This window comes from Micromonospora sp. DT53, from assembly GCF_049841535.1.
Classification (GTDB): Bacteria; Actinomycetota; Actinomycetes; order Mycobacteriales; family Micromonosporaceae; genus Micromonospora.
Map to the genome: position 1 here is coordinate 56641 of NZ_JBNCKM010000004.1, position 15128 is coordinate 71768.

The 15128-nt window shown below is 71.7% G+C and carries 13 protein-coding genes; 6 read left to right on the forward strand and 7 right to left on the reverse strand.

The window, feature by feature from the left end:
- Positions 1–26: 26 nt before the first annotated feature.
- Together ACLQ3B_RS14460 and ACLQ3B_RS14465 are read right to left on the reverse strand one after the other, a co-directional pair.
- Positions 27–356, reverse strand: coding sequence for a hypothetical protein (locus tag ACLQ3B_RS14460; protein WP_425781677.1), 330 nt, complete (start codon positions 354–356; stop codon positions 27–29).
- A gap of 35 nt (positions 357–391) precedes the next feature.
- A complete protein-coding gene (locus tag ACLQ3B_RS14465; RefSeq protein ID WP_238658003.1) occupies positions 392–1048 on the reverse strand; it encodes an HNH endonuclease family protein in 657 nt (218 codons plus the stop codon).
- A gap of 107 nt (positions 1049–1155) precedes the next feature.
- On the opposite strand from ACLQ3B_RS14465, the gene ACLQ3B_RS14470 reads away from it, so the two are divergent.
- Positions 1156–2649 carry an MFS transporter gene (locus tag ACLQ3B_RS14470; RefSeq protein ID WP_425780991.1) on the forward strand — a complete coding sequence of 498 codons (1494 nt, stop codon included), beginning with the start codon at positions 1156–1158 and terminating at the stop codon, positions 2647–2649.
- Between the two features lie 29 nt (positions 2650–2678).
- On the opposite strand, the gene leuA is transcribed toward ACLQ3B_RS14470, so the two are convergent.
- The 3 genes from leuA to ACLQ3B_RS14485 form a co-directional block, all read right to left on the reverse strand.
- Positions 2679–4430 carry a 2-isopropylmalate synthase gene (gene leuA, locus ACLQ3B_RS14475; RefSeq protein WP_425780993.1) on the reverse strand — a complete coding sequence of 584 codons (1752 nt, stop codon included), beginning with the start codon at positions 4428–4430 and terminating at the stop codon, positions 2679–2681.
- Between the two features lie 396 nt (positions 4431–4826).
- Positions 4827–5357 carry a nitroreductase family protein gene (locus ACLQ3B_RS14480; RefSeq protein WP_425780995.1) on the reverse strand — a complete coding sequence of 177 codons (531 nt, stop codon included), beginning with the start codon at positions 5355–5357 and terminating at the stop codon, positions 4827–4829.
- Between the two features lie 85 nt (positions 5358–5442).
- Complete coding sequence (locus ACLQ3B_RS14485; protein WP_425780997.1) at positions 5443–6231, reverse strand: hypothetical protein; 789 nt, start codon at positions 6229–6231, stop codon at positions 5443–5445.
- A 261-nt stretch (positions 6232–6492) separates the two neighbouring features.
- Here ACLQ3B_RS14485 and ACLQ3B_RS14490 point away from each other — a divergent pair, with 261 nt between their 5' ends.
- Both ACLQ3B_RS14490 and ACLQ3B_RS14495 read left to right on the forward strand, forming a co-directional pair.
- A complete protein-coding gene (locus ACLQ3B_RS14490) occupies positions 6493–7758 on the forward strand; it encodes an aspartate kinase (protein ID WP_030489892.1) in 1266 nt (421 codons plus the stop codon).
- A gap of 5 nt (positions 7759–7763) precedes the next feature.
- A complete protein-coding gene (locus tag ACLQ3B_RS14495; RefSeq protein WP_425780999.1) occupies positions 7764–8825 on the forward strand; it encodes an aspartate-semialdehyde dehydrogenase in 1062 nt (353 codons plus the stop codon).
- Positions 8826–8948: 123 nt separating this feature from the next.
- On the opposite strand, the gene ACLQ3B_RS14500 is transcribed toward ACLQ3B_RS14495, so the two are convergent.
- Positions 8949–10313, reverse strand: coding sequence for a diguanylate cyclase (locus tag ACLQ3B_RS14500; protein ID WP_425781679.1), 1365 nt, complete (start codon positions 10311–10313; stop codon positions 8949–8951).
- A 243-nt stretch (positions 10314–10556) separates the two neighbouring features.
- On the opposite strand from ACLQ3B_RS14500, the gene ACLQ3B_RS14505 reads away from it, so the two are divergent.
- Positions 10557–11336 carry a phosphodiesterase gene (locus ACLQ3B_RS14505; protein WP_425781001.1) on the forward strand — a complete coding sequence of 260 codons (780 nt, stop codon included), beginning with the start codon at positions 10557–10559 and terminating at the stop codon, positions 11334–11336.
- A 10-nt stretch (positions 11337–11346) separates the two neighbouring features.
- The gene (locus tag ACLQ3B_RS14510; protein ID WP_425781003.1) at positions 11347–12000 is read left to right on the forward strand and encodes a histone deacetylase; all 654 of its coding nucleotides are present in this window, start codon (positions 11347–11349) and stop codon (positions 11998–12000) included.
- Positions 12001–12238: 238 nt separating this feature from the next.
- Here ACLQ3B_RS14510 and ACLQ3B_RS14515 read toward each other — a convergent pair whose 3' ends face one another.
- Positions 12239–13036, reverse strand: coding sequence for an alpha/beta fold hydrolase (locus tag ACLQ3B_RS14515; RefSeq protein WP_425781005.1), 798 nt, complete (start codon positions 13034–13036; stop codon positions 12239–12241).
- 276 nt (positions 13037–13312) lie between these two features.
- Between ACLQ3B_RS14515 and ACLQ3B_RS14520 the strand changes: the two genes are divergently transcribed.
- Positions 13313–15019, forward strand: a complete 1707-nt coding sequence (locus ACLQ3B_RS14520; protein WP_425781007.1) for a bifunctional metallophosphatase/5'-nucleotidase — start codon at positions 13313–13315, stop codon at positions 15017–15019.
- Positions 15020–15128 lie beyond the last annotated feature (109 nt).

Consider the following 15128-nt stretch of genomic DNA (forward strand, 5'->3'; position numbering starts at 1 on the left):
TCCCTCCCGGGCGGCCCTCGGGCGGCTCAGCCCTCGGGGCGGTTCAGCAGCCCCACCGCGACACCGTGCACCGCGTCCAGCCCGGCCGGGTCGGCCAGCGTGACCGACGTGCCGGTCACCGTGTACCACTCGTCCGCGTCCTTGTACTGCACCCGCACGGTGACCTTGCCGTCCGCGTACTCGGTGCGCAGCGTCAGGTCACCTGTGACGACGCCGACCTCGTCGGTCATCACGCCGCCGGGGCCGGGCACGATGTCGGTGGTGCGGCTCTGCGGCCCGGCAGCGCCGGCCGAATCCGCGACCATGCCGGCACCCGGCACGGCAGCGGGAGTCTCGGCGGCGCCGTCGGCGGTCATGCCGGCGGCGGACGGGCCGGTCTCCCCGGCGGCGGTCACGAATCGCTCCCCACTGAACAGCCCTCCAACATGTCGGTCAGGGCGGCCTTCTCGGCGGTGGTCACCGTCAGCCGCCAGTAGTGCTTGACCGTCACCCAGTCCTGGGCGTATTTGCACCAGTACGATCGGTTTGCCGGCTTCCACTGGGACGGGTCCTGGTCACCCTTTGCCCGGTTCGAGGAGGCGGAAACCGCGAACAGCTGCGGACGGGTGGTGTCGTTGGCGAAATCGCCGCGCTTCGCGTTGTCCCACTCGTCGGCACCCGAGCGCCACGCGTTGGCCAACGGCACCATGTGATCGATGTCCACGTCGGAGGGATCCGAGAAGCTGCGACCGTCGTACACGCTCTCCCAGCGCCCGCCCACCACGTTGCAACCGGAGAGCTTCACGTCCTTACCGTCGCGTTGGAGGATGCTGTCCCGGACATCGCAGTTCTTGCCGGTGTCCCGCCAGTGCGGAAAACGCTCCCGGCTGTAGCCCTTCATCGAGCCGGCGGTAGCGACGGTGAGCTGGCTCAGCTGCTCCGCGGCGTTGCCGCCGTCGCTCGGCGGCGGTGCGGTCGGCTCATCCTGCGGGACGCAACCGGCCACGCCGAGCGCCAGCGCCGCGGCAAGCGCGGCCACCGCCGCTCGCGGTCCTGATCTGGTACGCACAGACGACACCTCTCCAGCTTGGGGGCTCCCGGCGATTGCGCACAGTACCCGGGCACGGTTTCGGCGTTTCGTGGCGTCTCCCACATGATGCAAGGCAGATTGGTGGGATGACCCCACCCGTACCGGCGTCCCCCCTCCGGATGGGCACCACCGCCGGCCGAGGCACCCTGCTCGCCGCCGTACTCGCCTCTGGAATGGTGTTCCTCGACAGCACCGTCGTCAACGTGGCGCTGCCGAAGCTCGGGCAGGACCTCGGCGCGAACGTGTCCGATCTCCAGTGGACCGTCAACGGCTATCTGCTGATGCTGGCGGCGTTCGTGCTGCTCGGTGGTGCGCTCGGGGACCGCTTCGGCAGGCGACGCATCTTCCTCGTCGGCGTGGTCTGGTTCACCGCCGCCTCGGTGCTCTGCGGGCTGGCCCAGGACACCGGCATGCTGATCGCGGCCCGGTTCCTCCAGGGAGCCGGCGGCGCGCTGCTCACGCCCGGGTCGCTGTCGGTGCTCCAGGCCAGCTTCCATCCCGACGACCGGGGCCGGGCGATCGGCGCCTGGGCCGGGCTGTCCGGGGTGTCCACCGCGCTGGGCCCGTTCATCGGCGGCTGGCTCATCGACACGCTGTCCTGGCGCTGGATCTTCTTTCTCAACCTGCCGATCGCCGTGCTGGTGCTGCTGGCCGCGCTGCGTTGGGTGCCGGAGAGCCGGGACGAGAGCGCCTCCCGGACCGAGGGGCGCGGTCGGGCCCGACGGCGGTTCGACGTGGCCGGAGCCCTGCTCGGAGCGCTCGCGCTCGCCGGCGTCACCTACGCCCTGATCGACGCGCCGGCCCGCGGGTTCGACTCCGCCGAGGTGCTGATCGCGGCAGTGGTCGGGGTGCTCTCCGCGGTGGCCTTCGTCCTGCTGGAGCGGCGGCGTGGCGACGCCGCGATGCTGCCCACCGGGCTGTTCGGCAGCCGGCTCTTCTCGGTGCTGAACCTCTTCACAGTTGTCGTCTACGCGGCGCTCGGCGGTTTCACCTTCTTCTTCGCCGTCTACCTGCAGAACGTGGTCGGGTGGTCGGCCTTCCGCACCGGCATCGCGTTGCTGCCGATGACCCTGCTGCTGCTGGCCGGGTCGGCGCGGGCCGGCGCGCTGTCGGCGCGGATCGGTCCGCGGCTGCCGCTCACCATCGGGCCGGTGGTCGCCGCGGTCGGTCTGCTGCTGCTGCGCGGCATCGGACCGGGCGCGTCGTACTGGCGGGACGTGCTGCCCGGGGTGCTGCTCTTCGGCATCGGGTTGACCCTGGTGGTGGCTCCGCTGACCGCGTCGGTGCTGGCGGCCGTCCAGGACCGGTTCTCCGGGGTGGCCAGCGGCTTCAACAACGCCGCGTCCCGGGCCGGTGGCCTGCTCGCGGTGGCGGCACTGCCGCTGCTGGTCGGGCTCTCCGGCGCCGGGTACGAGCAGAAGGCCGAGCTGACCGACGCGTTCCGGGGCGCGATGGAGTGGTGTGCCGGGCTGCTCGTGGCCGGCGCGGTGCTGGCCCTCGTGCTGGTCCACCGACCACCCCGGACAGCACCGCCGTCCCAGCCCTGCCATTCGCTGCCCGCCGCGACACCCCCGAAGTAGCAAGCCACCCCGGGGGCGTCGCGTGTAGGTCAGCGGCGGGCGCGGTTGACGGCGCTGGTGACCGCCTTGATCGACGCGGTGACGATGTTGGCGTCGGTGCCGACACCCCAGACCGTCTTCCCGTCCACCTCACACTCCACGTACGCGGCGGCCTGTGCGTCACCACCGGAGGAGAGCGCGTGCTCGTGGTAGTCGAGCACCCGTACGCCCACCCCGACCGACTGGAGCGCGTTCACGTACGCGTCGATCGGACCGTTGCCGACTGCGGCCAGGGACCGCTGCTCGCCGCCCACACCGACCTGGGCCTCGATCTCGACCTTGCCGTCGGCGGTGCCGATCGTGTACCCGGTCAGTCGGACCGCCGGGTCGGGCTGGTGGTCGAGCAGGTAGTGCGTCGCGAAGATCTCCCACATCGCGGCCGGGTCGACCTCGCCGCCGTCGTGGTCGGTGACCTGCTGCACCACCCCGGAGAACTCGATCTGGAGCCGGCGCGGCAGGTCCAGTTGGTGCTCGCTCTTCATGATGTACGCGACGCCGCCCTTGCCGGACTGCGAGTTGACCCGGATGACCGCCTCGTAGGTGCGGCCCAGGTCCTTCGGGTCGATCGGCAGGTAGGGCACCGCCCAGGTGTGCTCGTCCAGCGGTACGCCGGCCGCCTTCGCGTCGGCGGCGAGGGCGTCGAAGCCCTTCTTGATGGCGTCCTGGTGGGAGCCGGAGAAGGCGGTGTAGACCAGGTCGCCCGCGTACGGGTGGCGCTCGTGCACCGGCAGCTGGTTGCAGTACTCGACGGCTCGCCGGATCTCGTCGATGTTCGAGAAGTCGATCATCGGGTCGATGCCCTGGGAGAAGATGTTCAGCCCCAGGGTCACCAGGTCCACGTTGCCGGTGCGCTCACCGTTGCCGAACAGGCAGCCCTCGATGCGGTCCGCGCCGGCCAGCAGGCCCAGCTCCGCGGCGGCCACGCCGGTGCCCCGGTCGTTGTGCGGGTGCAGGCTCAGCACCACGCTGTCCCGGCGCGGCAGGTGCCTGTGCATCCACTCGATCGAGTCGGCGTACACGTTGGGGGTGGCCATCTCGACGGTGGCCGGCAGGTTGATGATCAGCGGCCGGTCCGGGGTCGGGTCGATCACGTCGATCACCCGGGAGCAGACCTCCAGCGCGTACTCCAGCTCGGTGCCCGTGTACGACTCCGGCGAGTACTCGTAGAAGATCTCGGTGTCCGGGGTGTGGATCTCCGCGTACTTCTGGCAGAGCCGCGCCCCGCTGGTGGCGATGTCGGCGATGCCGTCCCGGTCCAGCCCGAAGACGACCCGCCGCTGGAGGGTGGAGGTCGAGTTGTAGAAGTGCACGATGGCCCGCTTCGCGCCGCGCAGCGACTCGAACGTCCGCTCGATCAGGTGCTCCCGGCACTGCGTGAGCACCTGGATGGTGACGTCGTCCGGGATCATGTCGTCGTCGATGAGCTGCCGGACGAACTCGAAGTCGGTCTGGCTGGCCGACGGGAAGCCGACCTCGATCTCCTTGTAGCCCATCTGGACCAGCAGTTGGAACATCCGGCGCTTGCGCTCCGGCGACATCGGGTCGATCAGGGCCTGGTTGCCGTCGCGGAGATCCACCGCGCACCAGCGGGGGGCGGCCTCGACGGTGCGGGTGGGCCAGGTGCGGTCCGGCAGTTCGACACGGAACTGCTCCTGGTACGGCTGGTAGCGGTGGTACGGCATCCGGCTGGGGCGTTGCCGGGCGATCGGATCGGTCTCGGCGTCGGTGACAGGTTGAGCCATCTCAGAGTGCTCCCTGGAACATGTGGCGTCAGCAGATCGGAAGGTGTCGGCGAGATGCCGGGCGACGATGCGCGGCGGTGCCGAGAAGAAACTCGGATGTGCTGGACGGCGCGATGCGACTCCGCGACGAGGTGCCGGCCGGTCAGGCCTCGTCGCGGCGGCTAAGGAGGAGAAGCGCCTGCCACATGACCAGGTCACCCTACGTGATGGAACGGGGGGTGGAAAGACAGGTCCGGACTATGGGACCGCGGTCATGGTCGGCGCTTCGGCCTCGGCACCCAGTCGCGGCGTCCGTTCCGCCCAGCTCACCGCGGGCACGATCGCCAGCCCGACCAGCACGAAGATCGCTGCAATCGGTAACCAACCCCACCCGCCGGTGGTCACCCCCGAGCGCGGTCAGCGCAGCAGCAGATCGGCGACCGGACGGCGGTGCCGCAGGCCGGTCTCCCGGGCACGCAGGTCGGCCGGGAGGGCGAACGGGTCCCCGAGTCGGCCGACGGCGGCGACCACCAACGGGCGGACGCCGCCGGGCAGGTCGAGTTCGGTGGAGAGGCCGGCCCGGTCGAAACGGGTGAGCTGGTGCACGTGCAGGCCGAGCGCGGTGGCCTGCACGGTCAGGTGGGCCATCGCCTGCCCGAGGTCGTACGCGGCCCGCTCCGCGTCGAGGCCGGTGTGCGCGCCGACCACCAGGGTCGCGGCGTGCCGGATCCAGCTCTGGTCGTCGACCGGGAGGCTGATCAGGATCCGTTTCCAGGTCTCGTCGTCCCGGTGGCCGAGGGCGAACCGCCAGGGCTGCCCGTTCTCGGTCGACGGGGCCCAGCGCGCGGCTTCGAGCAGCGAGGCGGACTCCTCCGGGGTCAGCTCGGCGTTCGGGTCGAAGGCTCGTGGACTCCAGCGGTAGGCGAGCAGCGGGGTGAGGTCGGCCATACACCAGATCGTCCTGTATGGGTGATTCGCTCCCCGGGGCGGGGGTGGCTGAATGTGGGCAAGAGCACCCGTAACGGGACGAAGGTCAGGGCGTTCCCGCGCTCGGGCTGTCCGACGGGTCCGGGGTCGGCGGCGCCGCGGTGTCCAGCGGCTCCCGGTCGACCACCACCGGCCCGGCCAGCTGCACGGTGGCCGGTGCCGGGCCGGGTGGAGCGGCCAGCCGCAGCGTCCCGGCCCCGGTCCGGACGCCGGTCGGCGTGCCGTCCCCGTCGTAGCAGTAGATACCCACGTCCAGCGGGGCGTTGAGCGACGCCGAGGTGGAGTCCACCGAGTAGCAGGTGCCGGTGAGTCCCTCGGGCGCCTCGGCCGGTGCCACCGCCAAGGGCGCGCGTCGGTCGGTGAGCACGTCCAGCCAGTCGGTGAGCGGGTGCTGGACGCGGGGGTCCGACCGACGGGGGATCGCGTCGTCGCGATCACCCAGGCGTACGCAACTCGCCGACTCGGCATGACCGGCCGACGGGAGGGCGCACTGGAACAGCCCGTCGGCCGTGTCGGCCATCGAGACATCGGCCGTGCCACCCAACGCGCCCCCCGGCACGTCGACCCGCCAGCTGCCGTCGTTGGCGCTGGTGAACACGACGGTGCGATCGGGTTTGCCAGTCTGGCTGTACACGTACTGGGCCACCAGGTGGCGGTCCTGAGCCGCCGCGGCCAGCGCCGCCAGCTCGTCCCGCGCGGCGTCCACGTCGACCGGCCCCGGATCGGCGGGCGGCGGAGCCGGAGGCTGCTCACTGGTGCAGGCGGCCAGCAGCACGGGCAGGGCGAGGGCGAGCGGCCCGAGCACGCGGCCGGCCAAGCGGATGAGGACAGGCACCGGCCCATTCTGGTGGGTGCGGGCGATCGGTGGGTGCCGACGCGTACCAGGGCTCGTCCCGGCGTGTCGGGCGAGGCCGTCCCCGCGTACCGCCCGACCTGGTGGGATCGGGCCCGGCCGGCCCCGGGCGGGCCGGATGGTGGGATCACCTGACCCGGCGTCGTTACCCGCCGGATACCCTCAAGGGGTCTGACACGCGCCGCCGGCCCCGGTTCCGGCGGCGTCGGCACGCTCAGGGTCGCTGGGAGGGAGTGCACCGTCGTGGCACTCGTGGTGCAGAAGTACGGCGGGTCCTCCGTCGCCAACGCCGAGCGGATCAAGCGGGTGGCCGAGCGCATCGTCGCCGCCCGCAAGGCCGGCGACGACGTGGTGGTGGTGGTCTCCGCGATGGGTGACACCACCGACGAGCTGCTCGACCTGGCCAACCAGGTCAGCCCGCTGCCGCCGGGCCGCGAGCTGGACATGCTGCTCACCGCCGGGGAGCGGATCTCCATGGCCCTGCTGGCCATGGCCATCCACAACCTGGGGTACGAAGCCCGCTCGTTCACCGGTTCGCAGGCCGGCGTGATCACCACCTCGGTGCACGGCCGCGCACGGATCATCGACGTCACCCCCGGGCGGCTCAAGGGCGCGCTCGACGAGGGGTCGGTGGTCATCGTGGCCGGCTTCCAGGGCGTCTCGCAGGACACCAAGGACGTCACCACGCTGGGCCGCGGTGGTTCGGACACCACCGCGGTGGCGCTCGCCGCCGCCCTGCACGCCGACGTCTGCGAGATCTACACCGACGTGGACGGCATCTTCACCGCCGACCCGCGGATCGTGCCCAACGCCCGGCACATCCAGCACATCACCTACGAGGAGATGCTGGAGCTGGCCGCGTGCGGCGCGAAGGTGCTGCACCTGCGTAGCGTGGAGTACGCCCGACGGGCGGGGTTGCCGATCCACGTCCGTTCGTCATACTCGACCAACACCGGCACGATGGTCACCGGATCGATGGAGGACCTTTCCGTGGAGCAGGCACTGATCACCGGGGTCGCGCACGACCGCAGCGAGGCCAAGATCACGATCGTCGGGGTGCCCGACGAGCCGGGTGCCGCCGCGCGGATCTTCGACACCGTCGCCGGCGCCGAGATCAACATCGACATGATCGTGCAGAACGTCTCCACCGAGGGCACCGGCCGGACGGACATCTCGTTCACCCTGCCCAAGGCGGACGGCCCCACCGCGATGGCGGCACTCAGCAAGATCCAGGAGCCGGTCAAGTTCAAGGGCCTGCTCTACGACGACCACGTCGGCAAGGTCTCGCTGATCGGTGCGGGCATGCGCTCGCACCCCGGTGTGGCGGCCGGCTTCTTCGCCGCGCTCGGCGCCGCCGGGGTCAACATCGAGATGATCTCCACCTCCGAGATCCGGGTCTCCGTGGTCTGCCGGGACACCGATCTCGACGCCGCCGTCCGCGCCATCCACGACGCGTTCGAGCTGGGCGGCGACACCGAAGCCGTGGTCTACGCGGGGACGGGTAGGTAGCGCCGATGACGGCGCTGCCCACCCTCGCCGTGGTCGGAGCGACAGGTGCCGTCGGCACCGTGATGTGCGAGCTGCTCACCGGACGACGCAACGTCTGGGGTGAGATCCGGCTGCTCGCCTCCGAGCGTTCCGTCGGCCGCCGGGTGCGCTGCCGGGGCGAGGAGATGGTCGTCCAGGCGCTGACCCCCGAGGCGTTCGACGGGGTCGACGTGGCCATGTTCGACGTGCCCGACGAGGTCTCCGCCGAGTGGGCGCCGATCGCCGTCGCCCGGGGCGCGATCGCTGTCGACAACTCCGGCGCGTTCCGGATGGACCGCGACGTCCCGCTGGTCGTTCCGGAGATCAATCCCGAGCAGGTCCGCAACCGACCCCGGGGCATCATCGCCAACGCCAACTGCACCACCCTCGCGATGATCGTCGCGGTCGCGCCGCTGCACCGCGAGTACGGCCTACGGGAGCTCGTGCTCGCCTCCTACCAGGCGGTTTCCGGCGCGGGCAAGTCCGGCGTCGACATCCTGCACGACCAGCTCGCCAAGGTCGCCGGCGATCGGGCGCTGGGCTCGCGCACAGGTGACGTGCGGCAGGCGGTCGGCGACGACCTGGGCCCGTTCCCGGCGCCCATGGCGCTCAACGTGGTCCCCTGGGCCGGCTCCCCGGCCGACAGCGGCTGGTCATCCGAGGAGATGAAGATCCGCAACGAGTCGCGGAAGATTCTCGGCCTCCCCGACCTCAAGGTGTCCGCCACCTGCGTCCGGGTGCCGGTCGTCACCGCCCACTCGGTGGCCGTGCACGCGGTCTTCGCCACCGAGGTCGACGCCGAGGGCGCCCGCGAGGCGTTGCGCAACGCCCCCGGAGTGATCCTGGTCGACGACCCCGCGGCCGGGGAGTTCCCGATGCCGATCGACGCCGTCGGCACCGACCCGTCCTGGGTCGGCCGGATCCGCCGCGCCCTGGACGACCCCCGCGCCCTCGACTTCTTCGTCACCGGCGACAACCTCCGCAAGGGCGCGGCCCTCAACACCGCCCAAATCGCCGAACTCCTAGCCAAAGAGCTCCGAACCCCCTAACCCCCGCCCCCGGCCCCCGCCTGTCGGGTCGATCATGGAGTTGTGGTGGGCGATTTAACGTCGACACCGGCAAATGTCCCCCACCACAACTCCATGATCGACGGGGTTGGGGCGGTGAGGGGATCAGGCGGCGGAGAGTAGGACGCCGTCTCGGCCTTGGCGTTTTACCGCGTAGAGGGCCTGGTCGGCTCTTTTCAGGGTGCGGTCTGGCGTTTCGCCGGGGCGGGGTAGGGCGACGCCCACACTGATCGTGCGACCGATGCGGCGGGCCGCCTCGGTCAGCCGCTCGGCGATCCGGACCGCCTCCTCCGGGCGGCTCACCTCGATCACCGCCACGAACTCGTCTCCCCCGATCCGGTACAACTCGTCGCCGTGCCGCAACGCCCCCTCCAGCGCCCGGGCCAACCCGACAAGCACCCGGTCGCCGGCCTGGTGGCCGTACGTGTCGTTCACGGTCTTGAAGCCGTCCACGTCGATCGCCAGCAGGGCCGTACGCCCGGGGGTGGCCGCCGCGATCCGCTGCCCGAACGGGCCGGTGTGCCGTAACCCGGTCAGCGGGTCGGAGCTGGCCTGCTCCCGCAGCCGGGCCAGCGTGCGTAGCCGGTCCACGCTCGTCCAGGCCTGCCCGGCGAGCAGTTCCATCAGGCTGACCGTGGTCGGGTCCGGCCGCAGCGCGCGTTCGTCGGCGACCAGCAACACCCCACCGGCGTCCGTCGGCCCGACCGGCACGGCTACCAGCGTGCGCACGCCCGCCCGGGTCAGCGGACGGTAGTCCTCGGTCGGCGGATGCCCGGCCTCGCCCAGCGTGTACCCGGCGCCGTACCGGTGTGCCCGGTCGACCATCCGGCCCAGAGCGGCCGGACCCGCCCCGGCCAGCTCGGCACGGATCCGGGTCTCCAGGTCAGTCGGCGTCGCCGGGGACGGGCCGAGCTGACCGCCGATCAGGAGCAGCGCGGTGGAGAGCGTGGAGACCTCCCGGGCGGCACGGGCCGCAGCACCCATCACCTCCCCCTCGGTCGGCGCGGAGGAGAGCGCGGCGGCGTGCCGGAGCAACGTCTCGCTGCGGCTCTCCGCCGGTGGGCCACCGAGGGCGGCGATCCGCGCGCCGAGCCCGTCGGCGAGCCGCTGTGCGGTCTCCCGCCACGGCTCCAGATCCGTCGGCTCACTCCACTGCAGGTCGAGTACGCCGATCGGCCGGCCCGTCGGGTCCAGCACCGGTACGCACAGCTCGGCGGTCACGTCCGGGCGTACCGGAAGGTAGTCCGGGTCGACTGCGACGTCCGGGACGACGGCGGGAGCGCCTGTCGCGTACACCCGGCCGACGATGCCGGTCCGGGCCGGCACGGTGGCGAAGACCTGCCACGCCCCGGTCGCCGCGACGCAGCGCAGGCGGTCGTGGACCGCGAGCAGCACGGAGATGGTCGCCGGGGTGTGGCGGGACAGCGCGGTGACCGTCCACCGACACGCCTCCGGCGTGCTCGACGCCATCGGCAGGCGGACGGTGACGTCACGGATGACTCGCTGATGATCCACTCGCACGTCGTTCCAGGTAGGGGAGGGGCCCGGCCGACGCCGAACCGCTCGATCAAGCGTACTCACGCTGGCTGGAACAGTCGGATTTCGTACACACGTGCTATCCACAGGCTGTGGACGCAGCCTGTGGACGGGTGCCCCCCGGGATGCCGCGCCTGGCGATAGCGTGGGGCACCCCGGCGCCGAGGAGGCGAGCCCGTGCTCATCGCTCAGATCAGCGACCCGCACCTGACCACCGGCCTGCTCGCCGCCGAACCGGCCGCCGGGTTGCACCGCGCGCTCGGCCGGGTGCTGGCGTTGCGACCCCGACCGGACTGCGTGGTGATCACCGGCGACCTGGTCGACCACGGCCAGCCCGACGAGTACGCCGCCCTGCGCGAGCTGATCGGCCGGTTCCCGCTGCCGGTGCACCTGGCCACCGGCAACCATGACGACCGGGAGTCCCTGCTCGACGCGTTCGGGGGAACGCCGTGGCTCGGCGGCGGCTTCTCGGCCTACTACCACGTTGACCACGAGGCGGCGTCGGTCGTGGTGCTCGACTCGCTCGTCCCCGGCAGCGACGGCGGCCAACTCGGCGAGGAGCAGCTCAGCTGGCTCGACGGGGTGCTGGCCGGGCGGCCCGAGGTGCCCGCCGTGCTCTTCCTGCACCACCCGCCGGTCGCGGTCGGCATTCCCGTGGCGGACTCCATCCGGCTCGCCGACGGTGACGCGCTCGCCGAGGTGATCGGCCGGCACCCCCACGTCGTACGGGTCAGCGCCGGGCACCTGCACCGCCCGGTCACCACGGCGTACGCGGGCACCGTCCTCACCGTGGCACCCAGCACGTGGAAGCAGAGCACCCTCACCATGAGCGCCGACGAGCAGATCGGTTGGGTCAACGAGCCCACCTCCTTCCTGCTGCACGCGGTGGAGGCCGGCGGCTGCGTGACCCACACCGTGCAGGTGAGCCACTCCACCGGGCAGACCTGCGGCTTCTGAGGGCGTCGTCGTGCTCGCCTGGTACGTCTCGTACGGCTCGAACATGCACGCCGCCCGGCTGGGCTGGTACATCGGCGGCGGCTGCCCACCCGGCGGCAAACGGACGTACCCGGGCTGCCGCGACCGGCGTCCACCGAGCCGGTCGACACCCGTGTCGCTGCCCGGCGGCATCTACTTCGCAGGCGAGTCCGGTGCCTGGACCGGCGGCATGGCCTTCTACGACCCGCACCTGCCGGGCGAGGCCGCGGCGCGCGCCTACCTGGTCAGCCTGGAGCAGTTCACCGACATCGCGGCACAGGAGATGTACCGCCCGCCGGGCGACACGGTCGTCGACCTGATCCCCGCCACCGGGGCGGCCATCGACGCCGCCGTCGCCAACGGACGAGCCATGCTCGGCCCCGGCCGGTACGAGACGCTGATCTGCCCGGGCAGCCACGACGGCGTTCCGATGCTCACCTTCACCGCCCCCGACGGGGCGTCAGCCGCGCGGTGCCGACCACCCGCGCCGATCTACCTCGGCATGATCGCCCGAGGGCTATGCGAGTCGCACGGCTGGCCCGCCGAGCGGATCGCCAGCTACCTGGCCGCCCGGCCCGGCGTGGCGGGCACCTGGCCACCAGAGGCCGTGGCCGCCCTGGTCGACAAGGCGCTTGTCGACGGCTGACCCGCCAGGCTCCGGCCCGCCGCGCCAGGCTGGCTCGCGCTCCGTCGCTTGAGCGGCTCGCGGCTCGCGGCTCGCGGCTCGCGGCTCGCGGCTCGCGGTGCGCGGCTCGCGGCTCGCGGTGCGCCGGTCGGGCGGCGCGCGGTGCGCGGCTCGCGGTGCGCCGGTCAGGCGGTGCGCGGTGCGCTGGTCGGGCGGTGCGCGGTGCGCGGTGCGCTGGTCGGGCGGTGCGCTGGTGCGGTCAACCGAGGAGGAACTCGCGCAGCGCGGGGGCAAGCGTCGTCGGCGGCACATCGTGGTAGCCGCCGTCGAGGCTGACGGACCGGCCACCCGGAACCGCCTCGGCCGCCGCCCGACTCGCGTCCCGCAACCACTGTGGACTGCCGGTGCTGTCCACCGCGAGGGTCGGTGCGGTGATGACAGCCAGCTGGCCCTCGGGGAGTCGTCCTCCGGCGGTGATGATCGCGTCGTACACCAGGGTGTGGGCGACCGCCGTGAGGCCACCCCACATCGGTTGCGACCTCATCGCGGTGATCTGCTCGGCCGGCAGCCCCACCGAGGCGCTGAGAAAAATCTCCACCGCGCCGTCCCGGTCGTCGGCGGCGATCAGCTCGATGAGCTGTGGGGTGATGTCCTTGCGGGCGCCCACGTGCGAGCCAACCTGAAACGGCGGCTCGAACAGGACCAGCCCGGTGACCGGCAATCCCTCGGCGGTGGCGAGGGCGGCCAGGACGGCACCGGACGAGATGCCGTAGACGGCGGCCGAACCACCTGCCGCCGCGATCAGGGCAGCCAGGTCGTCGATCTCGCGGCCGATCTCGTACGGTGCGGTGTCGCCGCTGTGGCCCCGACCCCGCCGGTCATAGCCGAAGGTGGTGAAATCAGGTGCCAAAGCCGCACCCAGGTCGCGGGTCGCGTTGCGATCGCTGAACGCGCCGCCGACCAGGATGACCGCCGGGCCCGCACCGGACCGTTCGAACGCGATGGGCGTGCCGTCCGCCGATCGCACCTGCTCCACCACCGGAGTCGATCCGCTCACGATGTCTCCTGTCCGCGTTGGCTGTCCCGTCCTTTCTAGACCCTGGGTCCGACAATGTCCGGCAGACCGCGTTAAACGATGATCGATTCGGGCCTCGGCGTACGCGCTGCTCCGATGTGCTGCCCGGGTCGACCGGTGGGCATCCGGATGAGAGGCTGTCGGGGCGGTGGCCATGCTCAACCGCCGCCATCCGCGACCCTTTCGACGGCGTCCGTCGGCGGCCCCGGTCGACCCACAGGCCGGGCACCGTACGCGCCGATTCTCACGAGGAGATCCATGTTCATACCCGGGATGCGTCGGGCCGCTGTCGGCCTGACCGCGCTCGCGGTGGCCGCCCTCGGCGCGGTCGCCACCAGCCCTGAGCAAGCCGACGCGCGGCCGAAGCCGGTCGACGTCACCCTGCTGGCCCTCAACGACTTCCACGGCAACCTCGAACCGCCGAGCGGGTCCAGCGGCACCATCGCCGGGCAGACCGCGGGTGGTGTCGAGTTCCTGGCCACCCACCTGGCCGAGCTGCGCGCCGCAGCCAAGAAGAAGAACACCATCACGGTCGCCGCCGGCGACCTGATCGGCGCGTCCCCGCTGCTCTCGGCCGCGTTCCACGACGAGCCGACCATTGAGGCGCTGAGCATGGCCGGGCTCGACTACGCCAGCGTCGGCAACCACGAGTTCGACGAAGGCGCCGCCGAGCTGCTGCGGATCCAGAACGGCGGCTGCCACCCGGTGGACGGCTGCATCGACGGCACCCCGTACCGCGGGGCCGGCTTCCAGTACCTGTCCGCGAACGCCTTCAAGACCGCGACCGGCAAGCCGCTGATGGCACCGTACGCGATCCACAAGGTGCAGGGCGTCAAGGTCGGCTTCATCGGCATGACCCTGGAGGGCACCCCGCAGATCGTCAGCCAGCAGGGCGTCGCCGGCCTCAGCTTCGCCGACGAGGCGGACACCGCCAACCGGTACGCTCGCGAGCTGCGCCGCAAGGGCGTACAGGCGATCGTCGTGCTGCTGCACGAGGGCGGCACCCAGGCGGCGACCGGTGGGATCAACGACTGCGTCGGCATGACCGGCCCCATCGTGGACATCACCAACCGGATGGACCCGTCGATCGACGTGGTGGTCAGCGGGCACACCCACCAGGCGTACAACTGCGACATCAACGGCAAGCTGGTCACCAGCGCCAGCTCGTTCGGTCGCCTGGTCACCGACATCGACCTCAAGATCGATCGCCGGAGCGGCGACGTGCTCTCCGCCGCCGCGAACAACGTCGTGGTCACCCGCGACGTCGCCAAGGACCCGAGGCAGACCGCGCTGATCAACCGGTACAAGACGGTGCTCGGCCCGGTCGCCGGACGCCAGGTCGGCGTGACCAGCCAGGCGATCACCCGGAGCCAGGAAACCCTCTTCGGTACGAGCCTGGGCGAATCGCCCCTGGGCAACCTGATCGCCGACGCGCAACTCGCCGCCACCGACGACGAACAGAACGCGGTCGCCGCCTTCATGAACCCGGGCGGGGTCCGGGCCGACCTCGACGCCGGCCCGGTCACCTACGAGGAGGCGTTCACGGTCCAGCCGTTCGCCAACAACCTGGTGACACTGGACCTGACCGGCGCACAGCTCTACTGCGTCCTGGAACAGCAGTTCGTCACCGGTCGGACCCTGTACCCGTCAGCCACCGTGGGCTACGTGGTCGACCCGAACGGCACCACCGGTACGGTCGCCGACCCGTGCGCCGGCACCCGCGTGGTCCGGGGCAGCCTCACCCTCGGCGGCACCACCGTCGACACCGCCGCCACCTACCGGGTGACGGTGAACAACTTCCTGGCCGGCGGCGGCGACGGCTTCAGTGCCCTCACCGGCGGCACGAACCTGGTCACCGGCCAGATCGACCTCGACGCCTTCGTGGACTACCTGACCGCCCAGTCGCCGGTCTCCGCACCGACGCTGGACCGGATCCGCACCACCGCCGAGGTCCCCGCCACCTGACGGCCGACGTCGCGATCATCGGGCCTCGGAGCACCAGCTCCGGGGCCCGACCCGTCCCAGACACCGCTTTCCCTGCGCCGACGTCCGGGTCCGCGCCCGTGCCTGCGCC

Coding starts and splice junctions, on each gene's coding strand:
- ACLQ3B_RS14500 (WP_425781679.1), bottom strand. CDS start 10,313: ATGGCGTCGAGCACGCCGGAGGCGTGTCGGTGGACGGTCACCGCGCTG.
- ACLQ3B_RS14470 (WP_425780991.1), top strand. CDS start 1,156: ATGACCCCACCCGTACCGGCGTCCCCCCTCCGGATGGGCACCACCGCC.
- ACLQ3B_RS14520 (WP_425781007.1), top strand. CDS start 13,313: ATGTTCATACCCGGGATGCGTCGGGCCGCTGTCGGCCTGACCGCGCTC.
- leuA (WP_425780993.1), bottom strand. CDS start 4,430: ATGGCTCAACCTGTCACCGACGCCGAGACCGATCCGATCGCCCGGCAA.
- ACLQ3B_RS14480 (WP_425780995.1), bottom strand. CDS start 5,357: ATGGCCGACCTCACCCCGCTGCTCGCCTACCGCTGGAGTCCACGAGCC.
- ACLQ3B_RS14460 (WP_425781677.1), bottom strand. CDS start 356: ATGACCGCCGACGGCGCCGCCGAGACTCCCGCTGCCGTGCCGGGTGCC.
- ACLQ3B_RS14495 (WP_425780999.1), top strand. CDS start 7,764: ATGACGGCGCTGCCCACCCTCGCCGTGGTCGGAGCGACAGGTGCCGTC.